The following is a 23,271-nucleotide window of genomic DNA, read 5'->3' on the forward strand; positions in this document are numbered from 1 at the left end:
CCTCAGGACTTCATCCGTGGCAGGACGCTTCGCTCCCAGGCCCACGCGTACGACCGTGCGCGGTGGGGAGGTCGTCGTGCCCGCCGCGCGGCGGGGGGCGGCGCCGGTGGAGGCCGGGCGGGTGCGGACCTGGACGCCCGGGTGGCCCGTCGAGCTCGGGCTGGTGCTCGGGGCGCTCAGACGGGGGCCGGGTGATCCCACGTTCCGGGCGATGCCGGACGGGTCCGTGTGGCGGGCCAGTCGTACGCCGGTCGGGCCCGGGACCCTGCGGGTTTCCGTGTACGGCGGTCAGGTGCGCGGGGAGGCGTGGGGGCCGGGGGGTGAGTGGCTGCTCTCGCAGTTGCCCGAGATGCTCGGGGCCGCGGACGATCCTTCCGCTTTCGTGCCCCGGCACCGGGTTGTGGCGCATTCCTGGCATCGGCGGCCGGGGCTGCGGTTGACGCGGACCGGGCTGGTGCTGGAGTCGTTGATTCCGTCCGTGCTGGAGCAGAAGGTCACGACCGACGAGGCGTATCGGGCGTGGCGGTTGCTGGTGCGTAAGTTCGGGGAGCCTGCGCCCGGGCCTGCGGCGGGTGGGCGGTTGTGGGTGATGCCGACGCCTCGCGCGTGGGCGTTGATTCCGTCGTGGGAGTGGCATCGGGCCGGCGTGGACAACAAGCGGGCATCGACGATTCTGCGGGCCGTGCGGGTTGCTGCGCGGCTGGAGGAGGCGGTGGGGATGTCTCCTTCTGCCGCGCAGGCCCGGTTGGAGGTTGTGCCGGGGGTGGGGCCTTGGACTTCCGCGGAGGTGGTGCAGCGGAGTCACGGGGCGGCGGATGCGGTGACCGTGGGGGATCTGCATCTGCCGGGGATCGTGGGGTTTGCGCTGGCCGGGGATCGGGATGCGGACGACTCGGTGATGTTGTCGTTGCTGGAGCCGTATGCGGGGCAGCGGCATCGGGCGGCTCGGTTGATCTTGTTGAGTGGGCGTACGCCTCCTCGGCGGGCGCCGCGGATGACTCGGGGGGATATCGGGCGGTTGTGAGGGTCCCTCCGGGGGTGCCGTCGGGAGTTTCCGCCCCCGCCGCCCCTACCCGTCCCATCTCCAAGGGGCGCTGCCCCTTTCGACCCCGTTCCCAGGGGGCTCTGCCCCCCTGGACCCCCGCTCCTCAAACGCCGGAGGGGATGGAATTACCCGGCTGGAATTGCCCCCGGAGGGGCTGGGTGTGCCCGAATCCTCACTGGTCCGACGAGAAGCGGACCGCTCCCGCCGGGATCCTGGCGTCGCACCAGATCCTCATGCCGTCCAGTAGCTCGTTGTCGGCGCCGACTATCGCGCCGTCGCCGATGACCGTGCCGGTGAGGACCGAGCGTTCGCCCACGCGGGCCCTGGTGCCGATGAGGGAGTCCGTGATCACCGCGCCCGGTTCGATCACGGCGCCCGGGAGGATCGTGGAGCCGGAGACCCGCGCGCCCTCCGCTACGAACGCGCCCTCGCCCACCACCGTGCCGCCGGTCAGCTTGGCGTCGGGGGCGACCCGGGCCGTGGGGAGGATGAGGCGGTCGCCGCAGCGGCCGGGGACCGCGGGGGACGGGGCACGGCCCAGGACCAGGTCGGCCGAGCCGCGGACAAAGGCGGCGGGGGTGCCGAGGTCCAGCCAGTACGTCGAGTCGACCATGCCCTGGAGGTGAGCTCCGGCCGACAGGAGTCCGGGGAAGGTCTCGCGTTCCACCGAGACCGGTCGGCCCTGCGGGATCGTGTCGATGACCGAGCGGCGGAAGACGTACGCGCCCGCGTTGATCTGGTCGGTGACGATCTCCTCGGGGGTCTGCGGTTTCTCCAGGAAGGCGAGGACGCGGCCCGTGTCGTCGGTGGGGACCAGGCCGTAGGCCCGGGGGTCCGTGACCTTCGTGAGGTGGAGGGAGACGTCGGCGCCCGTCGTCTCGTGGGTGCGCACCAGGGCCCTGATGTCCAGGCCCGTCAGGATGTCGCCGTTGAAGATCAGGACCGGGTCGTCGGGGGCCGAGTGCAGCCGGGCGGCCACGTTGCGGATTGCGCCGCCCGTCCCGAGGGGCTCCTCCTCGGTGACGTACTCCAGGTGGAGGCCCAGGGACGAGCCGTCGCCGAAGTGCGGTTCGAAGACCTCCGCGAGGTAGCTCGTCGCGAGGACTATGTGGTCGACGCCCGCCGCTCTCGCTCGCGCCAGCTGGTGGGTGAGGAAGGGGACGCCGGCCGCCCGGACCATGGGCTTTGGGGTGTGCACCGTGAGGGGCCGCAGCCTCGTACCCTTGCCGCCGACCAGGAGGATCGCTTCTGTCACCTGTCGTCTCCGCTTCCTGCCGGGACCGGCCCGAACTGCCTTTCGACCGGCCAGTGTATGCAGACCGTTGTGCGGCGCCTTCGACGGCCGTGCGGCATTCGCGCCTGCCCCCCGACGGCGGTGAAACGGGTGGTGCGGCCCCCTGCGACTGTCAACGGCCCTGGAGACGGGCCGCGGTCGAGCGGGTGGAGCCGAGCTTGCGGTAGAGCTGCCGTCCGGGGCACTCCGTGGCGAAGCCGTCCCGGTGGCCGGAGATCACGTTCAGTCGTACCTTCTTACCCTTCGGGTAGAGGTTGCCACCGCCCGACTTCAGATACGTCTTCCCTTTCGGGTTGGCGCCATGGAGACCGAGCTTCCACGCGGTGAGCCGCGCGACCGCCTTCGTCACGGCGGCGGGCGGCTTCTTGGAGCCGTAGCTGCCGAGGACGGCGATCCCCATGCTGTTGGTGTTGAACCCGAGGGTGTGCGCCCCGAGGACCGGCTTCGCCACGCCGCCGGCCCGGCCCTCGTAGATGTTTCCGCACTTGTCGACGAGGAAGTTGTAGCCGATGTCACGCCAGCCCATGCTCTTGACGTGGTAGCGGTAGATACCGCGAATGAGCGACGGGGCCTGCGCACAGCGGTACCCGTTGCCGGACGCGGTGTGGTGCACGAAGGCCGCCTTGACCTTCTTCGTGTAGACGAACGTCCGCTCGCGCAGCTTCTCGTCGGCGCCCCAGCCGTGCCGGGTGACGATGCGCGGACGCGGTCCGATGTACGGCTTCACCCGCTGCCGCTCCGTCAACTCCCCCGCGCGCAGGGCGAACAGCTCCTTCTCGGTCTGCTTCCGGTTCAGCGCCGGGATCTCCGCGGCGGCCGGGCCCGACAGGCCGGTCAGGCCCGTGTTGGCGGCGGACGCGTCCGTCGCGGCGGGGGCGTCCGCCGGTGCGGCGGTGGGGGCGGACGGATGAGCGGCTCCGTGGTGGGGCGCGGACGGACGAGCGGCTCCGTGGTGAGGGGCAGACGGACGAGCGGCTCCGTGGTGAGGGGCAGACGGACGAGCGGCTCCGTGGTGAGGGGCAGACGGACGAGCGGCTCCGTGGTGGGGGGCGCCCGCCGCCGCCACCTCCCGGGTGCCGGGCGCCGGTGCGCTCTCCCCCGGGTCCACCAGTTCCAGACGCAGGCCCGTCGGGAGCGGGGAGACCGTCGTCGCCGTACGGGGGCCGCGCGCGGTGTCCTCGGTCCTGCGGCCGGCCTCGGCGCGGACCCGTACCTCCACGCCGTCCGACTCCCCCACCCACAACGGTGCGGTGGCGCCCCGGACCCGCCCGGAGGTGCGTTCGGCGGTGCCGGGGTCGGCGGCGTCGTCGTTGTGGGTCTCCAGGTCCTGCCAGCCGGACCAGGTGTCCGCGCCGACCGCGCGGGTGCGGACCTGGACGCTGCCGTGCAGCACGGCGTCCGGGTCGTCCCAGACCACGCCGACGAGGGAGAAGTGGTGCACGTCCCGGCGGGGCAGGCCCTGCTCGGCGGTCGGGGCGAGGGTGCGGTCGCGGGTGGCGAGGGGCACGAGGGGCAGCGACTGGGTGCCGCCGAGGGTTTCCGCGGCCGGCATCGCGCTCACGGCCGCCGGGGACGCCGGTCTCGCCGCGAGCGCGGGTGAGGTGAGGGGCAGGGCGAGGGCGGCCGCGCAGGTGACGCCGATCGAGGAAGCAAGAAGTCCACGCATGCTCCCGATCCTGGACATAGTCATATAAATCTGTCCATCCGGGAACTGACGGACCGTCGGGTCCTGTTGCGCCGAACCGGTGGACCCGCGCGGAGGTGGCCGTCCGTGTGTCCGCGTACGCTTCTGCGGGTGAACGCCACCGATCGCACCCCTGCCGACCTGCTGCGTTCCGCGCTCGCCGCGGATCCCGGACGCCCCCTGGTGACCTTCTACGACGATGCCACGGGCGAACGTGTCGAATTGTCCGTGGCCACCTTCGCCAATTGGGTGGCCAAGACCTCGAACCTCCTCCAGGGCGACCTCGCGGCCGCGCCGGGCGACCGGGTGGTGCTGTTGCTGCCCGCGCACTGGCAGACGGCGGTGTGGCTGCTGGCGTGTGCGTCGGTGGGGGTGGTCGCGGACGTGGGCGGGAATCCGTCGGCCGCCGACGTGGTCGTGAGTGGGCCGGACTCCCTCGAGGCGGCTCGGGCGTGTTCCGGGGAGCGGGTCGCCCTTGCGCTGCGGCCGCTGGGTGGGCGGTTTCCGCAGACGCCGGAGGGGTTTGTCGACTACGCCGTGGAGGTGCCGAGTCAGGGGGACCGGTTCGTGCCGTTCGCTCCGGTGGATCCTGATGAGCCCTCGTTGGTCGTGGCGGGGCGGGAGTTCAGTGGGGCGGAGGTTGTGGAGCGGGCTCGGGCGGAGGGGACGGGAGATCGGGTGTTGTCGGGGTTGCCGTATGACACGTGGGACGGGTTGAACGCCGGGTTGTACGGGCCGCTCGCGAACGGGGGGTCCGTGGTGTTGTGCCGTCATCTGGAGCAGTTGGGTGAGGAAGGGCTTGCCAAGCGGATCGAGAGTGAGCGGGTTTCGGCTACTCGTCGTTGATGGGACCGTTTGAGTGCCGGGTGCGGGTCCGAGGTGGCTGGTCGCGCAGTTCCCCGCGCCCCTGGGTGGGATCAGTCACCCGGACAGCCCAGCACCGGACGCTCCTGGCACCCAGGTCACGCCATGGTCGTAGGACGAGACTCTTACGCCACCAGGGGGCCCGCACATGACCGACGGTGCAGGAACCCTCGGTCCCGGTGCCGGGTCGTCCGCGAGCGGGAAAGGGCTCATACGGCGGCGGCGGCGCAGGTGGGTCCGGTACGGCGGGGGTGGGGCCGTGCTGCTCGGGCTCGGGGCCGTCGGGATCGGGTGGGGGCTCTACGCCGCGCTCGACGGGAACATCACGCCCGACGACGCGGCCGCCGCCGAGCTCGCCCGGTACGAGAAGGAGCGGCCGACCGCGCTCGTGAAGGACGCGCAGAACGTTCTGCTGATCGGGTCGGACTCGCGGTCGGGGGACGGCAACGGGCGGTACGGGCGGGACTCCGGGACCGAGCGGTCGGACACCACGATCCTGTTGCATCTGGCCGCCGGGCGGCGCACCGCGACCGCTGTGTCGGTGCCGCGCGATCTGATGGTGGACGTGCCGGGCTGCCGGGAGGCGGACGGGACCCGTGGCGAGCCCGTGTTCGCGATGTTCAACACCGCCTTCCAGAAAGGCGGTTCGGCCTGCACGATCCGGACCGTCGAGAAACTCACGGACATTCGCGTGGACCATCACATGGTCGTCGACTTCCATGGCTTCAAGGACATGGTGGACGCCGTGGACGGGGTGACCGTCTGTCTCGACGAGCCGATCGACGACAAGGCGGCCAGGCTGCGGTTGCCGGCGGGCCGGGTGACGCTCGACGGCGAAGAGGCGCTCGGCTATGTGCGCGCCCGCAAGTCCCTCGGCGACGGCAGCGACACCGAACGGATGGACCGGCAGCAGCGCTTTCTCGGGGCGCTCGCCAAGAAGGTGCAGAGCAATGACGTACTGCTGAATCCGGTGAAGCTCTATCCCGTGCTGGACGCGGCGACTTCCTCGCTCACCACCGATCCGGACCTCGCGAGTCTGCGCGGTCTGTACGAACTCGTGCGCGGCCTGCGGGACATCCCCACGGAGCGTGTGCAATTCCTTACCGTGCCGCGGGAGCCGTACGTCCACGACACCAATCGTGATCAACTCGCGGAACCCGAGGCGCGTCGGCTTTTCGAACGGTTGCGCAGGGATGCGCCGGTGAAGGTGACGGAGAAAGCCCCGAAGGTTTCAGAACATTCTCATGACGAAGACCCCTATGAAGAAACCGAGAACGAGGGCGGGGCGCCCACCTTCCGCGGCAACACGGCTGCCCAGGGCAGCTGTGGGTAAAGCGTTTCCCAAGGCGGCGCAGCGGTGTTCGAGCAAATGGGCGGATTGCCCGGTTGTAGGGACGTGGAATTCGTCACCGTCGTAACCTGTCGGCGAATCGGACGGCTAGTGTGACGCTCCGGTTCATCCGGCCGACGGAGGATTCAGCAACCGTGGACACACAAGGCCGAGGGCGGGCGGGCGACATCGACCCCGCCGACCAGTGGGTACTCAACCCGCACACCGGTGAATACGAACTGCGACTGACCCCTTCCGCACCGCAGTCGACCGTTCCCGGTCCCCGTAGGTCCACGCCCTCCGCGAGCAGGGTGGGCGCACCCGCGGGTCGTACGGCCGCTCCGGTGGCGCCCGGCCGGGACGTCCCACCGCCGCGCAGGCGCCGGGGCGCACCGCCCGAGGAACCGCTGCCGGGGCGGCGCGGGCGCCGACCGGTCAAGAAGACGTCGAAGGCGAAGAAGGCGCTGCTGTGGACCGGCGGCACCATGGCCTTCGTGCTGGTCGCGGCGGCGGGAGGCGGCTACCTCTACATCCGGCACCTCAACGGGAACATCACCTCCGTCTCCGACGACGGCGCGAGCACCGGTGGCTTCCAGACCGACAAGGCCATCAACATCCTGCTGATCGGCACCGACAAGCGCACCGGCGCGGGCAACGAGAGCTACGGCGACTCGGGCAGCGTCGGTCACGCGGACACCACGATCCTGCTGCACGTCTCCAAGGACCGGACGAACGCGACCGCGCTGAGCATCCCGCGCGACCTGATCGTGGATGTGCCGGACTGTCCGACCACGCAGGAGGACGGCAGCAGCAAGGTCATCCCGGGCACGGACGGGGTGCGCTTCAACACCAGCCTCGGGCAGGACGGCCGTACGCCCAGCTGCACGGTGCGGACCGTGACCGAGCTCACCGGGATCCAGGCCGACAACTTCATGGTGGCCGACTTCAACGCGGTCAAGACGCTGACCACGGCGGTCGGCGGTGTCGAGATCTGCCTGGCCAAGGACATCGACGACAAGGACTCCAAGCTCAAGCTGTCCAAGGGCAAGCACACCATCTCCGGTGAGGACGCCCTCGCGTTCGTGCGCACCCGGCACTCGGTCGGCTTCGGCGGTGACCTGAGCCGGATCGGGCTCCAGCAGCAGTTCCTGAGCGCGCTGATGCGCAAGCTGAAGTCGAACGACACGCTCACCAGCCCGGCGAAGATGCTGAAGCTGGCCGAGGCGGGCACCAAGGCGCTGACCGTCGACTCGCAGCTGGACAGCATCTCCAAGCTGAAGGACCTCGGTCTGGAGCTGGGCAAGCTCAATGTGAAGAACCTGACCTTCACCACCGTGCCGGTCGTCGACAACCCGGCGGAGAAGGTGAAGGCGACGGTCGTCCTCAACGACGCGACCGCGCCCACGGTGTTCGACATGATCAAGAACGACGTGTCGTTCACCGAGGTCAAGAAGAAGGCGAGCGCGTCCAAGAACGCCGAGGCGGCCGAGGCGGCGGCCCGGCTCAAGGGCACCAAGTCCGCCGCGTCCCAGGTGCGGGTGCGCATCCTCAACGGCGGTGCGGCGGCGGGCAGCGCGCAGGCAGAGCTGGAGTACCTGCAGAACGAAGAGGGCGTACTGAAGTCGGAGAACGCGGGCAACGCGGACGCGGCGCTCAGCAGGACCACGCTGGAGTACGCCCCCGACCAGGCCGACCAGGCCCGCAGGCTGGCGGACATCCTGGGCCTGTCGGGGTCCGCCATGAAACCCGGCAAGAGCGTCACCAACTCCCAGGGTCTGCCTACGATGACGCTGACCCTGGGCAAGGACTTCAAGGGCGCCGGGGTGTCCTTCACCGCGGCGACCAAGGCACCGGCGGGGGTGCAGCAGTCCACGGCCGACAAGGTCGAATGCGCCAAGTGAGAGTCGGCAGGGGGTCGTTCACCGGCTCTCCTGTGACCTGAGGGGCCTGTCGTGCGTCTAAGGGGACGTACGGCAGGTCTTTTCGTTCGTTCGGTGTGAGGGTGGGGAGACAGGGGATGGTGCACAGCAGTGTCCAGGGGGAGGCGCCTCGGGCGGACGTCCGCTCCGAGCGGGGCGGGAGTCCGGAGGGTTCGGGGCGGCACGGGCGGCGGCGCGCCAAGCGCAAACACCGGCTGCTCAGATGGTCCGCGACCACGCTCGCGGTGCTGATACTCGGGTCGGCCGGGGCCGGATACCTCTACTACCAGCACCTCAACGACAACATCCGCAAGGGCGAGCGCAGCAGCGGTGACTCCAAGGCGAAGAAGACCGAGGCCAACGCGGCCGGGCAGACGCCGCTCAACATCCTGCTGATCGGCTCGGACAGCCGTAACTCGGACGAGAACGTGAAGCTCGGCGGCAGCAGGAACAACCGCGGCAACCCGCCGCTGGGCGATGTGCAGATGCTGATCCACCTGTCCGCGGACCGCAAGAGCGCCGCGATGGTGAGCATCCCGCGCGACACCCGGGTCGACATTCCGAAGTGCACGGACCCGGACACCGGTAAGACGTACGAGGCCACGACCGACATCATCAACCTCTCCCTGGCCCGCGGTGGCCCCGGCTGCACGCTCGCCACCTGGCAGAACCTCACCGGGGTCTACATCGACCACTGGATGACGATCGACTTCTCGGGCGTGGTGCGGATGGCGGACGCCATCGGCGGCGTCAACGTCTGTGTCCGGGAGAACGTGTGGGACCGCCCGACGGCCGAGGTGCCCGGCGGCTCCGGGCTGAAGATGCGGGCCGGGACGCACAAGGTCCAGGGCAAGGAGGCCCTGCAGTGGCTGCGCACCCGGCACGCCTGGGGCAGCGACCTGATGCGGGCCAGGGCCCAGCACATGTACCTGAACTCGATGATCCGCACGCTGAAGGGGCAGAACGTCTTCACCGACACCCCGCGGCTGATGGGCCTGGCCGAGGCGGCCACGAAGTCGCTGAAGGTGTCCGAGGAGATCGGCTCGGTGAAGAAGCTCTACGACCTGGGCATGCAGCTCAAGTCGGTGCCGACGAACCGCATCACCTCGGTGACGATGCCGAACGTCCAGGACCCGGAGAACAAGGAGCATGTGAGGCCTGACGGCGCGAACGCCGAAAAGCTGTGGGAGATGCTCCGCGACGACGTGCCCCTCGACAAGAACGGCAAGGCGCCGAAGGCCAAGAAGACCACCGAGGCCACCAAGGCCCCCTCCGCCCCGGACGCCGAGATCGGCGTGACGGTGCAGAACGCCACGGCCACCTCCACGCTCGGCCCGGTGAGCGGCCGCGCCGGCACGATCGCCCAGGAACTCGTGCAAAAAGGTTTCTCGCAGGCGTCCAAGGACGCGACAGCGGGCCTCTCCGAGGACCGGACGGTGGTGCGCTACCCGAGCGCCGACCTGGAGGGCGACGCCCAGCGCGTCGCCAAGTCCCTCGGTATCCCGATGAGGTCGGTGAAGAAGTCGACCGACGTGTCCGGTGTCACCCTCGTGGTGGGAGCCGACTGGCGCACCGGGACGGCGTATCCGAAACAGCCCGAGGCCAAAGCCGGTGATCTGCCGGGCAATTCGGACGCCATCAACGGCTCGGACACCGGGCAGTGCATGCCCGTGTACTGGGTGTACCGCTGGTAGCCGGTCGAAGGCCCGCTCGGATGCCGAACGGATTGCCCCTGTCGTACGTACATACTTACAGAATCGGAACAGGAACAACTCACGTCGCTCAAAGCCCAACCGGGCGGATAGTGTGAGCGATCCAGCGATCGCCGCGTGGCCCTGACGGAGGATTCGGACAACCGTGGACGCACAAGGCCGTGGGCGGGCGGAGGACGTCGACCCCGCAGATCAGTGGGTGCTCAATCCGAACACCGGTGAGTACGAACTGCGACTGACCCCTTCCGCACCGCAGTCGACCGTTCCCGGTCCGCGCAGATCCGTGCCCGCCCCGAACAGGGCGGGTGCACCGGGTGGTCGTACGACGGTCCCCGTGGCCCCCGGCCGGGACGTCCCGCCGCAGCGCAGGCGCCGGGGCGTACCGCCCGAGGAGCCGTTGCCGGGGCGGCGCGGGCGCCGGCCGGTCAAGCAGAAGTCGAAGGCGAAGAAGGCCGTGCTGTGGACCGGCGGCACGATGGCCTTCGTGCTGGTCGCCGGGGCCACGACGGGCTACTTCTACCTCAAGCACCTTGAGGGCAACGTCGGCACGACCGACGTCGGTGACGCGGCCGCGAGCAGCTTCAGCAAGGACGAGGCCTTCAACATCCTCATCATCGGCACCGACAAGCGCACCGGTGAGGGCAACGAGGGCTACGGCGACGCGGGCAGCGTGGGCCATGCCGACACCAACATCCTGCTGCACGTCTCCAAGGACCGTACGAACGCGACCGCGCTGAGCATCCCGCGCGACCTGATCGTGGACGTCCCGGACTGCGAGACCAACAAGGAGGACGGCACCAAGGCCATCGTCGCGGGCACGGAGGACGTCCGCTTCAACACCAGCCTCGGCCAGGACGGCCGGGACGCGGGCTGCACGATGCGCACGGTCGACGCGGCCATCGGGATCAAGCCCGACCACTTCGTGATGGCCGACTTCAACGCGGTGAAGACCCTGACCTCGGCGGTGGGCGGGGTCGAGGTCTGTGTGGAGAAGGCCGTCAACGACAAGCAGTCCAAGCTCGTCCTGCCCGCGGGCAAGTCGACGGTGGAGGGCGAGCAGGCCCTGGCCTTCGTGCGCACCCGGCACGCCTTCGGCAACCAGGGCGACCTGGACCGGATCAAGGTGCAGCAGCAGTTCCTGGGCTCGCTGATGCGCAAGATGACCTCCGGCGACACCCTCACCAGCCCCACCAAGCTGCTGAAGCTGGCGGAGGCCGCCACCAACGCGCTCACCGTGGACCAGGCGATCGGCAAGGTCGGCACGCTCAAGGACATCGCCCTGGAGCTGAAGAAGGTGCCGACGAAGAACATCAGCTTCATGACGATCCCGGTCAAGGACAACCCCGCCGAGCCGACCCCGGTGACGGTGGTCGTCGACGACTCGAAGGCTCCGCAGGTCGTCGACGCGATCAACAGCGACGTCTCGTTCACCGAGGTCAAGGCCCAGGAGAAGAAGGAGAAGGCGGAGGTCGCCGCCCGCCTCAAGGGCACCAAGTCCGCCGCGTCCGACGTGCGGGTGCGCATCCTCAACGGCGGGGCCGCGGCGGGCAGCGCCCAGCAGCAGCTCGCCTACCTCCAGACCGAGGCGGGTGTGCTGAAGTCCGACAACGCGGGCAACGCCGAGGCGACGCTGGCGAAGACGACCCTGGAGTACGACCCCGACCAGGCCGACCAGGCCCGCCGTCTGGCCGACATCATGGGCCTGTCCGGCTCCGCGCTGAAGCCCGGCAAGAGCGTCACCAACGCCCAGGGCCTGCCCGCCATGACCCTGACGCTGGGCAAGGACTTCAAGGGCGCGGGCGTGAAACTCAGCTCTTCCGCGGCGGCCGCACCCGGCGTGGAGAAGTCCACCGCGGACAAGGTCCAGTGCGCGAGCTGAGGTCCACGGGGGACCGCGAGCGGGCCCCCAGGTCCCGCACAGGTTCGTAGGGCAACCTCACCGGCCCGTCGTATGTCTAAGACGTGCGGCGGGCCCGTGGTGTGACCGCGGGACCGGTGGGGTGGGTGGGGAGGACGGGAACGTTGACAACGCAATACAGGGTGCAGGAAGTCGTGCCGGACACAGCGGCGGACGGTGGACCCGGCAGCCGGCGGGCGCCGCGCAAGCACCGGGTGCTCAGATGGTCCGCGGCGACGCTCTCGGTGCTGATACTCGCGGTGGCCGGGACCGGCTACCTCTACTACCGGCACCTGAACTCCAACATCGAGCAGGACGAGCTGAACCTGGGCGACAACAAGGTCGCCGAGCCGACGCCGAACGCGGCGGGCCAGACCCCGCTGAACATCCTGGTCATCGGGTCCGACGCGCGAGACAGCAAGGAGAACCAGGAACTCGGCGGCGCCAAGGAGACGTTCGGCTCCACACCGCTCGCGGATGTGCAGATGCTGCTGCACCTGTCCGCCGACCGCTCCAACCTGTCGGTCGTCAGCATGCCGCGCGACACCCTCGTGAAGATCCCCAAGTGCACGGATCCGGACGACGGCAAGGTGTACGCGGCGAGCGAGGGCCGGGTGATGACCAACCGGAGCCTCGGCCACGGCGGTCCCGGCTGCACGGTGGCCACCTGGCAGGAGCTCACCGGCATCCACATCGACCACTTCATGATGGTCGACTTCTCCGGCGTGGTGTCCATGGCGGACGCCATCGGGGGCGTCCCGGTCTGCGTGGACGCCAACATCTACTCACGGGACAGCCAGGGGCACGGCTCGGGGCTGAGACTGGAGGAGGGCACGCATCCGATCAAGGGCGTGCAGGCGCTCCAGTGGCTGCGCACCCGCTACGGCTTCGAGGACGGCAGCGACCTCGCCCGGGCCAAGGCCCAGCACATGTACATGAACTCGATGGTCCGTGAGCTGCGTGCCAACGCGACTCTGAGCAGCCCGAACAAGCTGCGCAAGCTCGCCGAGCAGGCCACGCGGGCGATCACGGTCGACTCCGGACTCGGCACCGTCAAGAAGCTCTACGACCTCAGCAACGAGCTGCGCAAGGTCGAGCCGGAACGCATCACCATGACGACCATGCCGAACCGGTACGTCGGTGCGCGCGTGGAGCCCACCGAGGACGCCGAGACGCTCTTCCGGCTGGTGCGCGAGGACGTCGCGCTGGACGGCAAGGACGCGAAGAAGGCGACCGCGGGGAAGACCGAGGCGGCCTCCGACGACCCCGCCGCGGCGAAGGACGAGATCGGGGTCCTGGTCCAGAACGGCACCCGCACCGACACCCTGGCCGCGGCGACCGGACGGGCGGGCACGGTGGCCGGACTGCTCGCGGAGAAGGGCTACACCAGGGCGGCCTCGGACCGGACCGCCTCCCTCAGCGAGCCGAAGACGCTCGTCCGCTACCCCAGCGCCGAGTTGGAGGGCGATGCCCAAGCGGTCGCCAAGTCCCTGGGCATTCCCATGAGTTCGGTGAAGAAGTCGACCGACGTGTCCGGGGTCACGCTCGTCGTGGGAGCGGACTGGCGCGAGGGTACGGCCTACAAGGCACCGAAGCAGAGCGACAGGACGCCGGAGTCCGCCGAGGCCCTCAACGGCGCCGACGACTCGGCCTGCATGCACGTGAACCCGGGGTTCACCTGGTGAGCACCGCGGGCCGTCGCGAGGCTATGACCCGCTTCGCCAGTGAACGCGGGCTGGTCAGGAAGCCGTACCCCCAGCACATGTGCATGGTGGCGAGGGCGACCGGGATCTGGAGCCGTGCCTTCAGCGGCAGCCCCTTGCCCGCGGGCAGCGAGCCCAGCACGATCGCCGCGAGGTAGCCGCCGGGGACCACGAACCCGAGCGGGGTCAGCGTGGCGCCGACCACGATCCCGGCCGCGATCGCGCACACCGCGGTCGGCGGGGCGAGGTAGCGCAGGTTGATGGAGCCCTCGTGGTAGCGGGCGACGACGCGCCGCCAGCGGCCGTAGTCCTTGTACTGCTTGGCGAGGGCCTTCACCGACGGCCGCGGCCGGTACGACACCCTCAGCTCGGGCGAGAACCAGATGAGCCCGCCCGCTTCCCTGATCCGGAAGTTGAGCTCCCAGTCCTGGGCGCGGATGAACTCCTCGTTGTAGCCGCCCTGTTGCTCAAGGGCCTCACGCCGGAACACCCCGAGGTAGACGGTCTCGGCGGCCTGCGCCTGGCCACCGGTGTGGAAGGCCGCGTTGCCGACGCCGATCTTGGAGGTCATCGCGGCGGCGACCGCGTGCTCCCAGTCGTTCTCGCCCTCGGCGTGCATGATGCCGCCGACGTTCTGCGCGCCGGTCTCCTCCAGGAGCCGTACGGCGGTCGCGATGTAGTTCGGCGAGAGCATGCCGTGTCCGTCGACGCGGACGACGATCGGATGGCGGGATGCCTTGATCGCGGCGTTGAGTGCGGCGGGCGTACGGCCGGTGGGGTTCGGGACTGTGTGGACGCGGGGGTCTTCGCTCACGAGCTCGGCCGCGATCTCGTCCGTGCGGTCCTTGGACGGACCGAGGGCGATCACGACCTCCATCTCGCCGGCGTACTCCTGCGCGAGGATCGCTTGGACGGCTCCGCGCAGATGCCGCTCCTCGTCGAGGACGGGCATGATCACAGAAACGGCGGGGAGCCGCACGTCGGGCTTGGCGTTCATAGGGGGATCACGTTACCGCGAACGGGGGACACCGCCGCGCCCCGCCCGGGGCGGTGCCGGTCGTCGCAGATCGTATGGGCCTACGGTGCTCAGGATCCCTCGTTCGGCTGTTCCTCGCGGAGGTGTCCCCCCATGCCCGCCACGCCGCCCCGCCCCTCCGCCACCCGCCCTCGCCCCCCGCAGCGCCGGCCCGTCCGGCCACCCGTACGACGGAAGAAGCCCCGCTGGGCCATGCGGGCGGCGACCACGCTGTCCGTCGTCGTGCTGGCCTCCGCCGGGATCGGGCACGCGGTGATGACCAGCCTCGACGCGGACATCGAGCGCGTGGACCCCTTCAAGGACATGAAGAACCGGCCGCGCGCCGGGCACGGCATGAACCTGCTCCTTGTCGGCACCGACGGCCGGGACAAGATCACCGAGGCGGAGCGGCGGAAGTACCGGCTGGGCGGGGCGCCCTGCCACTGCACCGACACGATCATGATCGTGCACATCTCGGAGGACCGGGAGCGGGCGAGCGTGGTGAGCCTGCCGCGCGACTCGTACGCGATGACGCCGGCGCACATCGACGCGACCACGGGGGAACAGCACCACGGGCACCCCCTCAAGATCAACGCGGCGTACGCGGAGGGCGGGCCGCAGCTGACGGTCCGGACCGTGGAGAACATGACCCACGTGAAGATCGACCACTACCTGGAGGTCGACTTCACCAGCTTCATGCGCACGGTGGACGTGGTCGGCGGCGTCGAGATCTGCAACGCCGACCCGCTGAAGGACGCCTACACCGGCCTGGACCTGGCACCGGGCCGGCACCGGCTGATGGGCGGTGAGGCCCTCCAGTACGTCCGCTCCCGGCACGCCGACGGGTCCTCCGACCTCGGCCGGATGAAGCGGCAGCAACGATTCCTCGCGGCGCTGATCGACCGGTCGACCTCGTCCGGCATCCTCCTGAACCCGATGAAGTTCCGCGACGTGACCCGGGCCGTCCTCGGCTCCGTACGCGCCGACAAGGGCTTCGGCACCGATGAGCTGCTCGACCTGGGCCGGGCGATGCGCAACTTCTCCCCCTCCTCGTCGGAGTTCACGACCGTGCCGATCGGACAGATGGGGTACGCCGTCAAGGGCGTGGGGTCGACCCTGAAGTGGGACCCGGTGAAGTCCGGGCGCCTCTTCAAGTCCCTGCGCGAGGACCAGCCGCTGGCCGCGCACAAGCCGAAGAGCAAGGCGCTGCTGGTCCCGGTCTCGCCACAGCAGATCCGCGTCCAGGTCGAGAACGGCACGGCGACGGGCGGCCTCGGCAAGCGGGTCGACGCGGCCCTGGCGTCGACGGGCTTCCGCACGACGGGTGCCCCGACGACGTCGGCCGACCACGCGGTCAAGCGCACGGTCGTCTCCTACGACCCCCGCTGGGACCGCTCCGCCCGCTCGCTGGCGGCGGCACTGCCCGGGAGCGAGCTGCGGGCGGTGAAGGGACAGGGGCCGGTGCTGAAGGTGATCGCGGGCGCGGACTTCGAGCGGGTTCGGAAGGTGCGGGCCGAGGACGAGCTTCAGGGGGAGTTCGGGGTGGTCACCGGGGACGAGGTGGGGTGCGCGTAGGCGAGAAAACTCGGTGCCCGTCCGCGGGCGGCCGGCACATGATGGCGTCATCCACATCTCCGAGTACGACCCCGATTGGCCCCGTCAGGCCGCCGCGGCGATCGACGCCCTCCGCTCGGCGGCCCCCGGAGTGTTCGTTGCCGTCTCGGGGCTCGCGGCCAAGCCCGTCATCGATCTGATGGCCGCGGTTCACGGCCTCGCTCACATCCGGCCCCACGAGAACGCGCTGGCCGCCCTCGGCTTCCGTCCGCACGACAACGGGATGACCGACCGGCTGCTGTACGTCCGCGTCCGTGACGGCGTCCGCAGCCACATCCTGCACCTGCGCGCACACCCGGAGGACGCCGCCCGGTACGCCGCGCTCAAGCGGGCGATCGTCGCCTCCGGCACCGAACCCGGCGCCTACACGTACGCGAAGACCGCACTGGTGCAGGACCTCACGGACCGCGCCCGCGCGGCACGGGGGCTGCCGGTGGAGCAGGTGTGGGAGAAGCCGCACTGATGCGGCCCACGCCCGATTTGCGTCGGTCCCGTGGCGGTCGGGGCCGGATGGGCGTAGGACGGAAGGCGACGGGGCCCACCCCGGGCTCCCGCGTCCCCCAGGAGGAGTCATGACCCAGGCCGAGAGCATGTCCACGATGAGCAAGGAGATGCAGGACTGCGTGGCGGCGTGCATGGAGTGCCACAGCGTCTGCGAGGAGACCATGAGCTCCTGCATGCAGATGGGCGGCCAGGCACAGATGCAGATCATGCGCGCGCTCATCGACTGCGCCGACATGACCCGCATGTGCGCGGACATGATGATGCGCCGCTCGCCCATGTCCGCGGAGATGTGCGCGATGTGCGCCAAGGCGTGCGAGATGTGCGCCGAGGCGTGTATGTCCATGCCGGACGACCCCCAGATGATGCGCTGCGCGCAGGCGTGTCGCCGCTGCGTGGAGACCTGTCGCGCCATGGCGGGCATGGCGATGTGACACCGGCCGGCCGAACGGATCGAGGGCACCCTCTCGGGGGCCCTCGATCATGCGTGGGGCAGGCTGGGCCCATGACACCGATGAACAGGGCCGAGGCCTTCGACGCCGCCGAGCGTGCGATGTGGCAGGGCCGTACCGAGGCCTACGCCGGGAGTTTCGCCCGTCTGTGCGCCTACCCCGTGGAGGCCCTGCTGGACGCCGCCGGAGTCGGTGAGGGGACACGCGTCCTCGACGTCGGCACCGGGACCGGTACGGCGGCCGTGGCGGCGCTGGCGCGCGGCGCCCGGGTGAGTGCCGTGGACGCCGACGCCGGGATGGTGGCGGCGGCGCGTGCCCGCGGGGTCGACGCGCGCACCGGCGTGCTTCCCGAACTCCCTTGTTCCGAGGGCGAGTTCGACGCCGTCGTCGGCAACTTCGTCCTCAACCACGTCGGCCGCCCCCGCGCCGCCCTCGCCGAACTCCACCGCGTCCTGCGCCCCGGCGGCCGCCTCGCCCTCACCACGTGGAGCGCGAACCGCGGGGCCGGACAGGACCTCCTCGGCCGGGCCTGCGAGGCGGGCGGGGCCGTACCCCCGGAGTACCTCCCGCGACTGGACCCGGCGGAGGACTGGCCCCGTACGGCCGAGGGGTTCGCCCAACTCCTCGGCGAGGCGGGCCTCGTGGCGGCGGAGGCGGTCGAACTCTCCTGGGATCACCGGGCCGGGGTCGAGGAGTGGTGGAGCGGTGCCGCGGGTGGCGTCGCCACCATCGGGCTGGTCGTCACCTCTCAGGACCCGGAGACGGTCGTACGGATCAGGCGGGAGTACGACCGGCTGTGCGCCGAACACACGGTGGCGGAAGGGCAGTTGGCCCTTCCGCACATCGCGCTGCTCGGCTCGGGACGGCGGGCCTAGGCCCTGTCGTCAAATTCCCGTCGTCCGCCCGGAGCGCGGCAGGCGGGAATTTGATGACAGGGCCTCGGGCCCTGGCCCTCAGTTGCCGGAGACCGTGACCTTCTCGTCGTTCTTCAGCTCGTCCACCAGCGCCTTGACCTTGGCCTTGTCCCAGAGCAGGTTGCCGCCGGTGGAGCCGGAGATCGGCATGTTCATGGACTTGCCGTCACCGCCGTTGACGCTCTTCATCGCCCAGAACATCTTGCCCAGGTCGTACAGGCCCATGTCCTTGTCGACGACCAGCGAGTCCAGGCCCGCGCCCATCGTCGGGTAGAGCTTGAAGGGGTTCAGGATGGTGCTCGGGGTGGCGACCTGGTTGGCGAGCGCGTTGAGGAACTTCTGCTGGTTCTTCGTGCGGTCGAGGTCGGAGCCCGCGAGGGCGTACCGGGTGCGGACGAAGGCGAGTGCCTGGTCGCCGTTCAGGGTCTGCTTGCCCGCCTTGAAGTCGGCACCGGACTTGGTGTCCTTCATGCCGCCCTTCGGGATGTCGATCTCGACCCCGCCGACCGCGTCCACGATGTTCGCGAAACCGGCGAAGCCGATCTCGACGTAGTGGTCGATCTTCAGGCCGGTGTTGAACTCGACCGTGCGCACCAGGAGTTCGGGGCCGTCCTCGGCGTAGGCGGCGTTCAGCTTCACGTGCCGGCCCGTGCCCTTGTAGGTCTTGCCGGACTCGGAGCCCACGAAGGAAGGGATCTCCACGTCCGAGTCACGCGGCAGCGAGATCAGGGTGTCGCCGTTGCTGCCGGTGTGCAGGATCATCATCGAGTCGGTGCGCTTGCCCTCGGCGGAGCCGGTGTGCAGCTGCTTCTTCTGCTCGGAGGAGAGCCCGGCGCGGCTGTCGGAGCCGACGATGAGGTAGTTCGTGCCCTCGCCCTGCTCCGGCCGGTCGATGACCTTGGACAGGTCGACCTCACGGTTGAGCTTGGAGTCGGCCCAGAAGTAGGTGGAGACGGTCGTCACAATCAGCCCGGTGATCACGATGATCGCGGTCCACTTGATCCGCTTGCGCCAGTTCGGCGCGGGCCGCGGACCCCGGACCGCGCCCGGGTCGCCGGGCCCGCCGTGGCCACCGCCGCCGGGGCTGCCGTAGACCTGGCCGGTGTTGTAGCCGCTGTCGTAGCCGTCCTGCCCGTCGTAGCCACCGCCGTAGCCCTGGCCGTTGACGTACGACGGTTGCTGCTGCTGCGGCACGCCGTTGCCGTACGGGGGCGCCGGCTGACCGCGGCGGACCTGCCGCATCACGCGGGCGCTCTCGGGCTGTGCGCTCGCGCTGCCACGTCCGTACCGGCCGCCGCGGTTGTCGCCGGACCATCCCTCGGGCCAATCGTTCATGGGCCCCAGTGTGCAGGTACCTGCTGTGCCCTATACAAGGGTCGTCGGAAAATCAGGGCAGCGCTGTTGCCAAGCTGACACAAATTCCCGGATTGTCACACCGCATAGGGTGGGGGCCATGACAGACCAGGCCACCGCCCCGGACAGCACGGAATCGGGTACTCCGGAGATCCCGGGCAAGCCCACCTCGGCGTCCCGCACCACACTGAGCCACATCATGACGCAGGCCGACACCAACCTCCTCGGTACCGTGCACGGCGGCGTGATCATGAAGCTGGTGGACGACGCGGCGGGCGCGGTCGCCGGGCGGCACAGCGGCGGGCCCGCCGTCACCGCCTCGATGGACGAGATGGCGTTCCTGGAGCCGGTGCGGGTCGGCGACCTCGTCCATGTGAAGGCGCAGGTCAACTGGACCGGCCGGACCTCGATGGAGGTCGGGGTCCGGGTCCTTGCCGAACGCTGGAACGAGTCGAACCCGGCCACCCACGTCGGCTCGGCCTACCTCGTCTTCGCGGCCGTGGACGCCGACGGCAAGCCGCGCCGGGTCCCGCCGGTGCTCCCGGAGACGGAGCGGGACGAGCGCCGCTACCAGGAGGCCCAGATCCGCCGGACGCATCGGCTGGCGCGGCGCCGGGCGATCCTGGAGCTGCGGGAGAGGCGGGCGGCAGAGGGGTTCGAGGACTGAGCGGAGGCAGGGAGGCCTGATCCACTGGCGGTTCGCCGAAGAGGGCGGGGAGTGCGGGTGGTGTGCAGGTAGGCGTTGGTGACGAGTTCGGAAGTGCGTACCGAACCGGCGTGGCCCGACTGGCGTCTTCGGCACCAGGCAACAGAACTCACGTGCCCTGTCCGGTAGTTCCCCAAGAAACCAAGGAGCCCCGGCCCACCGGACCGGGGCTCGACCGCAACTCGCTACGGAAGGTTCCGCGCCATCACGATCCGCTGGACCTGGTTCGTGCCCTCATAAATCTGGGTGATCTTCGCGTCCCGCATCATTCGCTCCACCGGGTAATCACGGGTGTACCCGTACCCCCCCAGCAGCTGCACCGCGTCCGTGGTGACCTCCATCGCCACGTCCGAGGCGTAGCACTTGGCGGCGGCGCCCTGGAAGGTGAGGTCCTTGTCGAGGCGTTCAGAGGCGGCCGCGGCCTGGTAGGTCAGGGCGCGGGCGGCGGAGATCTTCATGGCCATGTCGGCGAGCATGAACTGGATGCCCTGGAAGTCGGCGATGGCCTTGCCGAACTGCTTGCGCTCCTGGACGTAGCCCTTGGCGTAGTCGAAGGCGCCCTGGGCGACACCGAGGGCCTGGGCGGCGATGGTGATGCGGGTGTGGTCCAGGGTCTTCATCGCCGTGGCGAAGCCGGTGCCCTCCTCGCCGATCATGCGGTCGGCGGGGATGCGGACGTTGTCGAAATAGACCTCGCGGGTCGGGGAGCCCTTGATGCCGAGCTTCTTCTCGGGGGCGCCGAAGGAGACGCCCTCGTCGGACTTCTCGACGACGAACGCCGAGATTCCCTTGGAGCGCTTCGAGGGGTCGGTGACCGCCATCACCGTGTAGTACTCGGACTCGCCCGCGTTGGTGATCCAGCGCTTGACGCCGTTGAGGATCCAGTGGTCGCCGTCGCGGACCGCCTTGGTCTTCATGCCGGCCGCGTCGGAGCCGGCGTCCGGCTCGGAGAGGGCGTACGAGAACATCGCGTCGCCCTTGGCGAGCGGCGTCATGTACTTCTTCTTCAGCTCCTCGGAGCCGGAGAGGATCACCGGGAGCGAGCCCAGCTTGTTCACCGCGGGGATGAGGGAGGAGCTGACGCAGACGCGTGCGACCTCCTCGATCACGATCACGGTGGCGAGCGCGTCGGCGCCCGCGCCGCCGTACTCCTCGGGGACGTGCACGGCGTGCAGGTCGTTGGCCACCAGGGCGTCCAGCGCTTCCTGGGGGAAGCGGGCCTCCTCGTCGACCGCGGCGGCGTACGGCGCGATCTTCGCCTCGGCCAGCGAGCGGATGGCGTCCCGGAGCATGTCGTGCTCCTCGGACGGGCGGTACAGGTCGAAGTCAGCCGATCCGGCCAAGGTCTCTCACGCTCCAAGGACGCTGCGATGCCTGTGCTAATTACCGTTAAGTAACTCAAATTTTAGGGGCCTGCCCACGGGACTGATACGTGAGCTTGGCGACAGCGGGAAAGTTGCCCGTCACAGGGCCCGACTATGCTCGGGCACCGCAACGCCAATGACCTCGCCTGGAGACCCCATGAGCCTCAAGATCACCGTGATCGGCACCGGCTACCTCGGCGCGACACACGCCGCGGCCATGGCCGAGCTCGGTTTCGAGGTGCTGGGGCTCGATGTCGTTCCCGAGAAGATCGAGAAGCTGGAGCGGGGCGAGGCCCCGATGTACGAGCCCGGCCTCGACGAACTGCTGCGCAAGCATGTCGCCGGGATCGAGGGTTCCACCGGGCGCCTCCGCTTCACCATGGACTGGGCCGAGGTCGCCGCCTTCGGTGACGTCCACTTCGTCTGCGTGACGACCCCGCAGAAGCACGGCGAGTACGCCTGCGACATGTCGTACGTCGACTCCGCGATCGCCTCCCTCGCCCCGCACCTGACCCGCCCTGCTCTGGTCGTCGGCAAGTCGACCGTGCCCGTGGGTTCCGCCGACCGGCTCGCCCGCTACCTGGCCGACCACTCCCCCGCGGGCGCCGACGCCGAGCTGGCCTGGAACCCGGAGTTCCTGCGCGAGGGCTTCGCGGTGGACGACACGCTGCACCCCGACCGGATCGTCGTCGGCGTGCGCAGCGAGCGTGCGGAGAAGCTGCTGCGCGAGGTGTACGCCACGCCGCTCGGCGAGGGGACGCCGTTCGTGGTGACCGACTTCCCGACGGCCGAACTGGTGAAGACGTCCGCGAACTCCTTCCTGGCGACCAAGATCTCCTTCATCAACGCGATGGCGGAGATGTGCGAGGCCTCCGGCGGCGATGTCGCGAGGCTCGCGGAGGCGATCGGGTACGACGACCGGATCGGGAAGAAGTTCCTGCGGGCCGGGATCGGCTTCGGCGGCGGCTGTCTGCCGAAGGACATCCGCGCCTTCATGGCCCGTGCGGGTGAGCTGGGCGCCGACCAGGCGCTGACCTTCCTGCGCGAGATCGACTCGATCAACATGCGCCAGCGCGGCCAGATGGTGGAGCTGGCCCGGCAGATACTGGGCGGCGGGCCGTTCCTCGGCAAGCGGGTCGCGGTGCTCGGCGCCACCTTCAAGCCCGACTCGGACGACGTCCGGGACTCGCCCGCGCTGAACGTCGCCGGTCAGATCCACCTCCAGGGCGGCCAGGTCACGGTGTACGACCCGAAGGGCATGGCCAACGCCCGCCGGCTCTTCCCGACCCTGGGCTACGCCGACACCGCCGTGGAGGCGGTACGGGGCGCCGATGTCGTACTCCATCTCACGGAGTGGCGGGAGTTCCGCGAGCTGGACCCGGCGGCGCTCGGTGAGGTCGCGGCGGCAAAGGTCGTCCTCGACGGCCGCAACGCGCTGGACCCGGTGCTGTGGCGGAAGGCCGGGTGGACGTACCGGGCGATGGGGCGGCCGACGGCCTGACCCCTCGAAGATTCGGCAGGGCCCCGGCGCAGGAGCGCGCCGGGGCCTTCTCGCGTCCGGGCAAGGCGGGTCGGTGGCCACCGCCTCGGCGGTGAGCGCGGCCATCCGCCCGTCAGGACGCGGCGGACCATGGTGCCGGCCTTCGACGACGGACCCACGGCCCGCCGCACGCCGTACCGGCCGCCGCCGCGAGTTCCAGGTCCGGAGCGGACTCAGCGATGCCAGTGGGCCGCACATCGGCATATGCCGCCCTCCCCGGAACCATCAACACGAGTTCGATTTGCATTCGAGCACAGTGGGGAATTGACCGTTCTCACAGACCACACCCCCACGAAGGAGAGGTAGGCAACGGTCGGTTAACCGACGCGTAGTCAAGCGGAATCCGCCCTGCACTCCACTGTTC

Annotated in this window: 18 protein-coding genes; 13 read left to right on the forward strand and 5 right to left on the reverse strand. The window is 69.9% G+C overall.

The genetic code is table 11. From position 1 onward, the window contains the following. The first annotated feature begins 16 nt into the window (after positions 1 to 16). Entirely contained in the window at positions 17 to 1,024 is a 1,008-nt protein-coding gene (locus AB0D34_RS43015) for a DNA-3-methyladenine glycosylase 2 family protein (protein ID WP_362672575.1), read from the forward strand. A 193-nt stretch (positions 1,025 to 1,217) separates the two neighbouring features. Here the strand turns inward: AB0D34_RS43015 and AB0D34_RS43020 are convergent, their stop codons facing one another. Beyond that, the gene (locus tag AB0D34_RS43020) at positions 1,218 to 2,300 is read right to left on the reverse strand and encodes an NDP-sugar synthase (protein ID WP_362672577.1); all 1,083 of its coding nucleotides are present in this window, start codon (positions 2,298 to 2,300) and stop codon (positions 1,218 to 1,220) included. A 151-nt stretch (positions 2,301 to 2,451) separates the two neighbouring features. Continuing rightward, positions 2,452 to 4,005 carry a peptidoglycan recognition protein gene (locus AB0D34_RS43025; RefSeq protein WP_362672579.1) on the reverse strand — a complete coding sequence of 518 codons (1,554 nt, stop codon included), beginning with the start codon at positions 4,003 to 4,005 and terminating at the stop codon, positions 2,452 to 2,454. A 129-nt stretch (positions 4,006 to 4,134) separates the two neighbouring features. Between AB0D34_RS43025 and AB0D34_RS43030 the strand changes: the two genes are divergently transcribed. From AB0D34_RS43030 to AB0D34_RS43055, 6 genes are all read left to right on the forward strand, one after another. Further along, positions 4,135 to 4,869, forward strand: a complete 735-nt coding sequence (locus AB0D34_RS43030; protein WP_362672581.1) for a TIGR03089 family protein — start codon at positions 4,135 to 4,137, stop codon at positions 4,867 to 4,869. Between the two features lie 166 nt (positions 4,870 to 5,035). Next, complete coding sequence (locus tag AB0D34_RS43035) at positions 5,036 to 6,220, forward strand: LCP family protein (RefSeq protein WP_362672583.1); 1,185 nt, start codon at positions 5,036 to 5,038, stop codon at positions 6,218 to 6,220. A 152-nt stretch (positions 6,221 to 6,372) separates the two neighbouring features. Beyond that, entirely contained in the window at positions 6,373 to 8,118 is a 1,746-nt protein-coding gene (locus AB0D34_RS43040) for an LCP family protein (RefSeq protein ID WP_362672585.1), read from the forward strand. A gap of 116 nt (positions 8,119 to 8,234) precedes the next feature. Beyond that, positions 8,235 to 9,830, forward strand: coding sequence for an LCP family protein (locus tag AB0D34_RS43045; RefSeq protein ID WP_362672587.1), 1,596 nt, complete (start codon positions 8,235 to 8,237; stop codon positions 9,828 to 9,830). A 163-nt stretch (positions 9,831 to 9,993) separates the two neighbouring features. Continuing rightward, a complete protein-coding gene (locus AB0D34_RS43050; RefSeq protein ID WP_362672589.1) occupies positions 9,994 to 11,727 on the forward strand; it encodes an LCP family protein in 1,734 nt (577 codons plus the stop codon). A gap of 173 nt (positions 11,728 to 11,900) precedes the next feature. Further along, positions 11,901 to 13,430, forward strand: coding sequence for an LCP family protein (locus tag AB0D34_RS43055; RefSeq protein ID WP_362672591.1), 1,530 nt, complete (start codon positions 11,901 to 11,903; stop codon positions 13,428 to 13,430). On the opposite strand, the gene AB0D34_RS43060 is transcribed toward AB0D34_RS43055, so the two are convergent. Further along, positions 13,420 to 14,445 carry a glycosyltransferase family 2 protein gene (locus AB0D34_RS43060; protein ID WP_362672592.1) on the reverse strand — a complete coding sequence of 342 codons (1,026 nt, stop codon included), beginning with the start codon at positions 14,443 to 14,445 and terminating at the stop codon, positions 13,420 to 13,422. The genes AB0D34_RS43055 and AB0D34_RS43060 overlap by 11 nt on opposite strands. Before the next feature lie 132 nt (positions 14,446 to 14,577). Here AB0D34_RS43060 and AB0D34_RS43065 point away from each other — a divergent pair, with 132 nt between their 5' ends. From AB0D34_RS43065 to AB0D34_RS43080, 4 genes are all read left to right on the forward strand, one after another. Next, positions 14,578 to 16,038 (forward strand): LCP family protein, encoded by a 1,461-nt coding sequence (locus AB0D34_RS43065; protein ID WP_362672595.1) that lies wholly within the window; start codon positions 14,578 to 14,580, stop codon positions 16,036 to 16,038. 13 nt (positions 16,039 to 16,051) lie between these two features. Continuing rightward, on the forward strand, positions 16,052 to 16,540 hold the full coding sequence (locus tag AB0D34_RS43070) for a GrpB family protein (RefSeq protein ID WP_362672598.1): 489 nt from the start codon (positions 16,052 to 16,054) through the stop codon (positions 16,538 to 16,540). 109 nt (positions 16,541 to 16,649) lie between these two features. Further along, on the forward strand, positions 16,650 to 17,012 hold the full coding sequence (locus AB0D34_RS43075; RefSeq protein WP_362672601.1) for a four-helix bundle copper-binding protein: 363 nt from the start codon (positions 16,650 to 16,652) through the stop codon (positions 17,010 to 17,012). A gap of 71 nt (positions 17,013 to 17,083) precedes the next feature. After that, positions 17,084 to 17,905 (forward strand): class I SAM-dependent methyltransferase, encoded by an 822-nt coding sequence (locus tag AB0D34_RS43080; protein WP_362672603.1) that lies wholly within the window; start codon positions 17,084 to 17,086, stop codon positions 17,903 to 17,905. Positions 17,906 to 17,983: 78 nt separating this feature from the next. Here AB0D34_RS43080 and AB0D34_RS43085 read toward each other — a convergent pair whose 3' ends face one another. Beyond that, positions 17,984 to 19,279, reverse strand: coding sequence for an LCP family protein (locus tag AB0D34_RS43085; protein ID WP_362672606.1), 1,296 nt, complete (start codon positions 19,277 to 19,279; stop codon positions 17,984 to 17,986). 118 nt (positions 19,280 to 19,397) lie between these two features. On the opposite strand from AB0D34_RS43085, the gene AB0D34_RS43090 reads away from it, so the two are divergent. Then, positions 19,398 to 19,964: an acyl-CoA thioesterase gene (locus tag AB0D34_RS43090; protein ID WP_362672609.1), complete on the forward strand. Its 567-nt coding sequence runs from the start codon at positions 19,398 to 19,400 to the stop codon at positions 19,962 to 19,964. Between the two features lie 224 nt (positions 19,965 to 20,188). Here the strand turns inward: AB0D34_RS43090 and AB0D34_RS43095 are convergent, their stop codons facing one another. Then, on the reverse strand, positions 20,189 to 21,346 hold the full coding sequence (locus AB0D34_RS43095) for an acyl-CoA dehydrogenase (RefSeq protein ID WP_362672612.1): 1,158 nt from the start codon (positions 21,344 to 21,346) through the stop codon (positions 20,189 to 20,191). A gap of 178 nt (positions 21,347 to 21,524) precedes the next feature. Between AB0D34_RS43095 and AB0D34_RS43100 the strand changes: the two genes are divergently transcribed. Further along, positions 21,525 to 22,868, forward strand: a complete 1,344-nt coding sequence (locus AB0D34_RS43100; RefSeq protein WP_362672615.1) for a UDP-glucose/GDP-mannose dehydrogenase family protein — start codon at positions 21,525 to 21,527, stop codon at positions 22,866 to 22,868. The last annotated feature ends 403 nt before the right edge of the window (positions 22,869 to 23,271 follow it).

Origin of the sequence: Streptomyces sp. NPDC048420, from assembly GCF_040651535.1 — a bacterium.
GTDB lineage: Bacteria > Actinomycetota > Actinomycetes > Streptomycetales > Streptomycetaceae > Streptomyces.

Coding starts and splice junctions, on each gene's coding strand:
- AB0D34_RS43045 (WP_362672587.1), top strand. CDS start 8,235: ATGGTGCACAGCAGTGTCCAGGGGGAGGCGCCTCGGGCGGACGTCCGC.
- AB0D34_RS43065 (WP_362672595.1), top strand. CDS start 14,578: ATGCCCGCCACGCCGCCCCGCCCCTCCGCCACCCGCCCTCGCCCCCCG.
- AB0D34_RS43100 (WP_362672615.1), top strand. CDS start 21,525: ATGAGCCTCAAGATCACCGTGATCGGCACCGGCTACCTCGGCGCGACA.
- AB0D34_RS43085 (WP_362672606.1), bottom strand. CDS start 19,279: ATGAACGATTGGCCCGAGGGATGGTCCGGCGACAACCGCGGCGGCCGG.
- AB0D34_RS43090 (WP_362672609.1), top strand. CDS start 19,398: ATGACAGACCAGGCCACCGCCCCGGACAGCACGGAATCGGGTACTCCG.
- AB0D34_RS43035 (WP_362672583.1), top strand. CDS start 5,036: ATGACCGACGGTGCAGGAACCCTCGGTCCCGGTGCCGGGTCGTCCGCG.
- AB0D34_RS43075 (WP_362672601.1), top strand. CDS start 16,650: ATGACCCAGGCCGAGAGCATGTCCACGATGAGCAAGGAGATGCAGGAC.
- AB0D34_RS43060 (WP_362672592.1), bottom strand. CDS start 14,445: ATGAACGCCAAGCCCGACGTGCGGCTCCCCGCCGTTTCTGTGATCATG.
- AB0D34_RS43080 (WP_362672603.1), top strand. CDS start 17,084: ATGACACCGATGAACAGGGCCGAGGCCTTCGACGCCGCCGAGCGTGCG.
- AB0D34_RS43025 (WP_362672579.1), bottom strand. CDS start 4,005: ATGCGTGGACTTCTTGCTTCCTCGATCGGCGTCACCTGCGCGGCCGCC.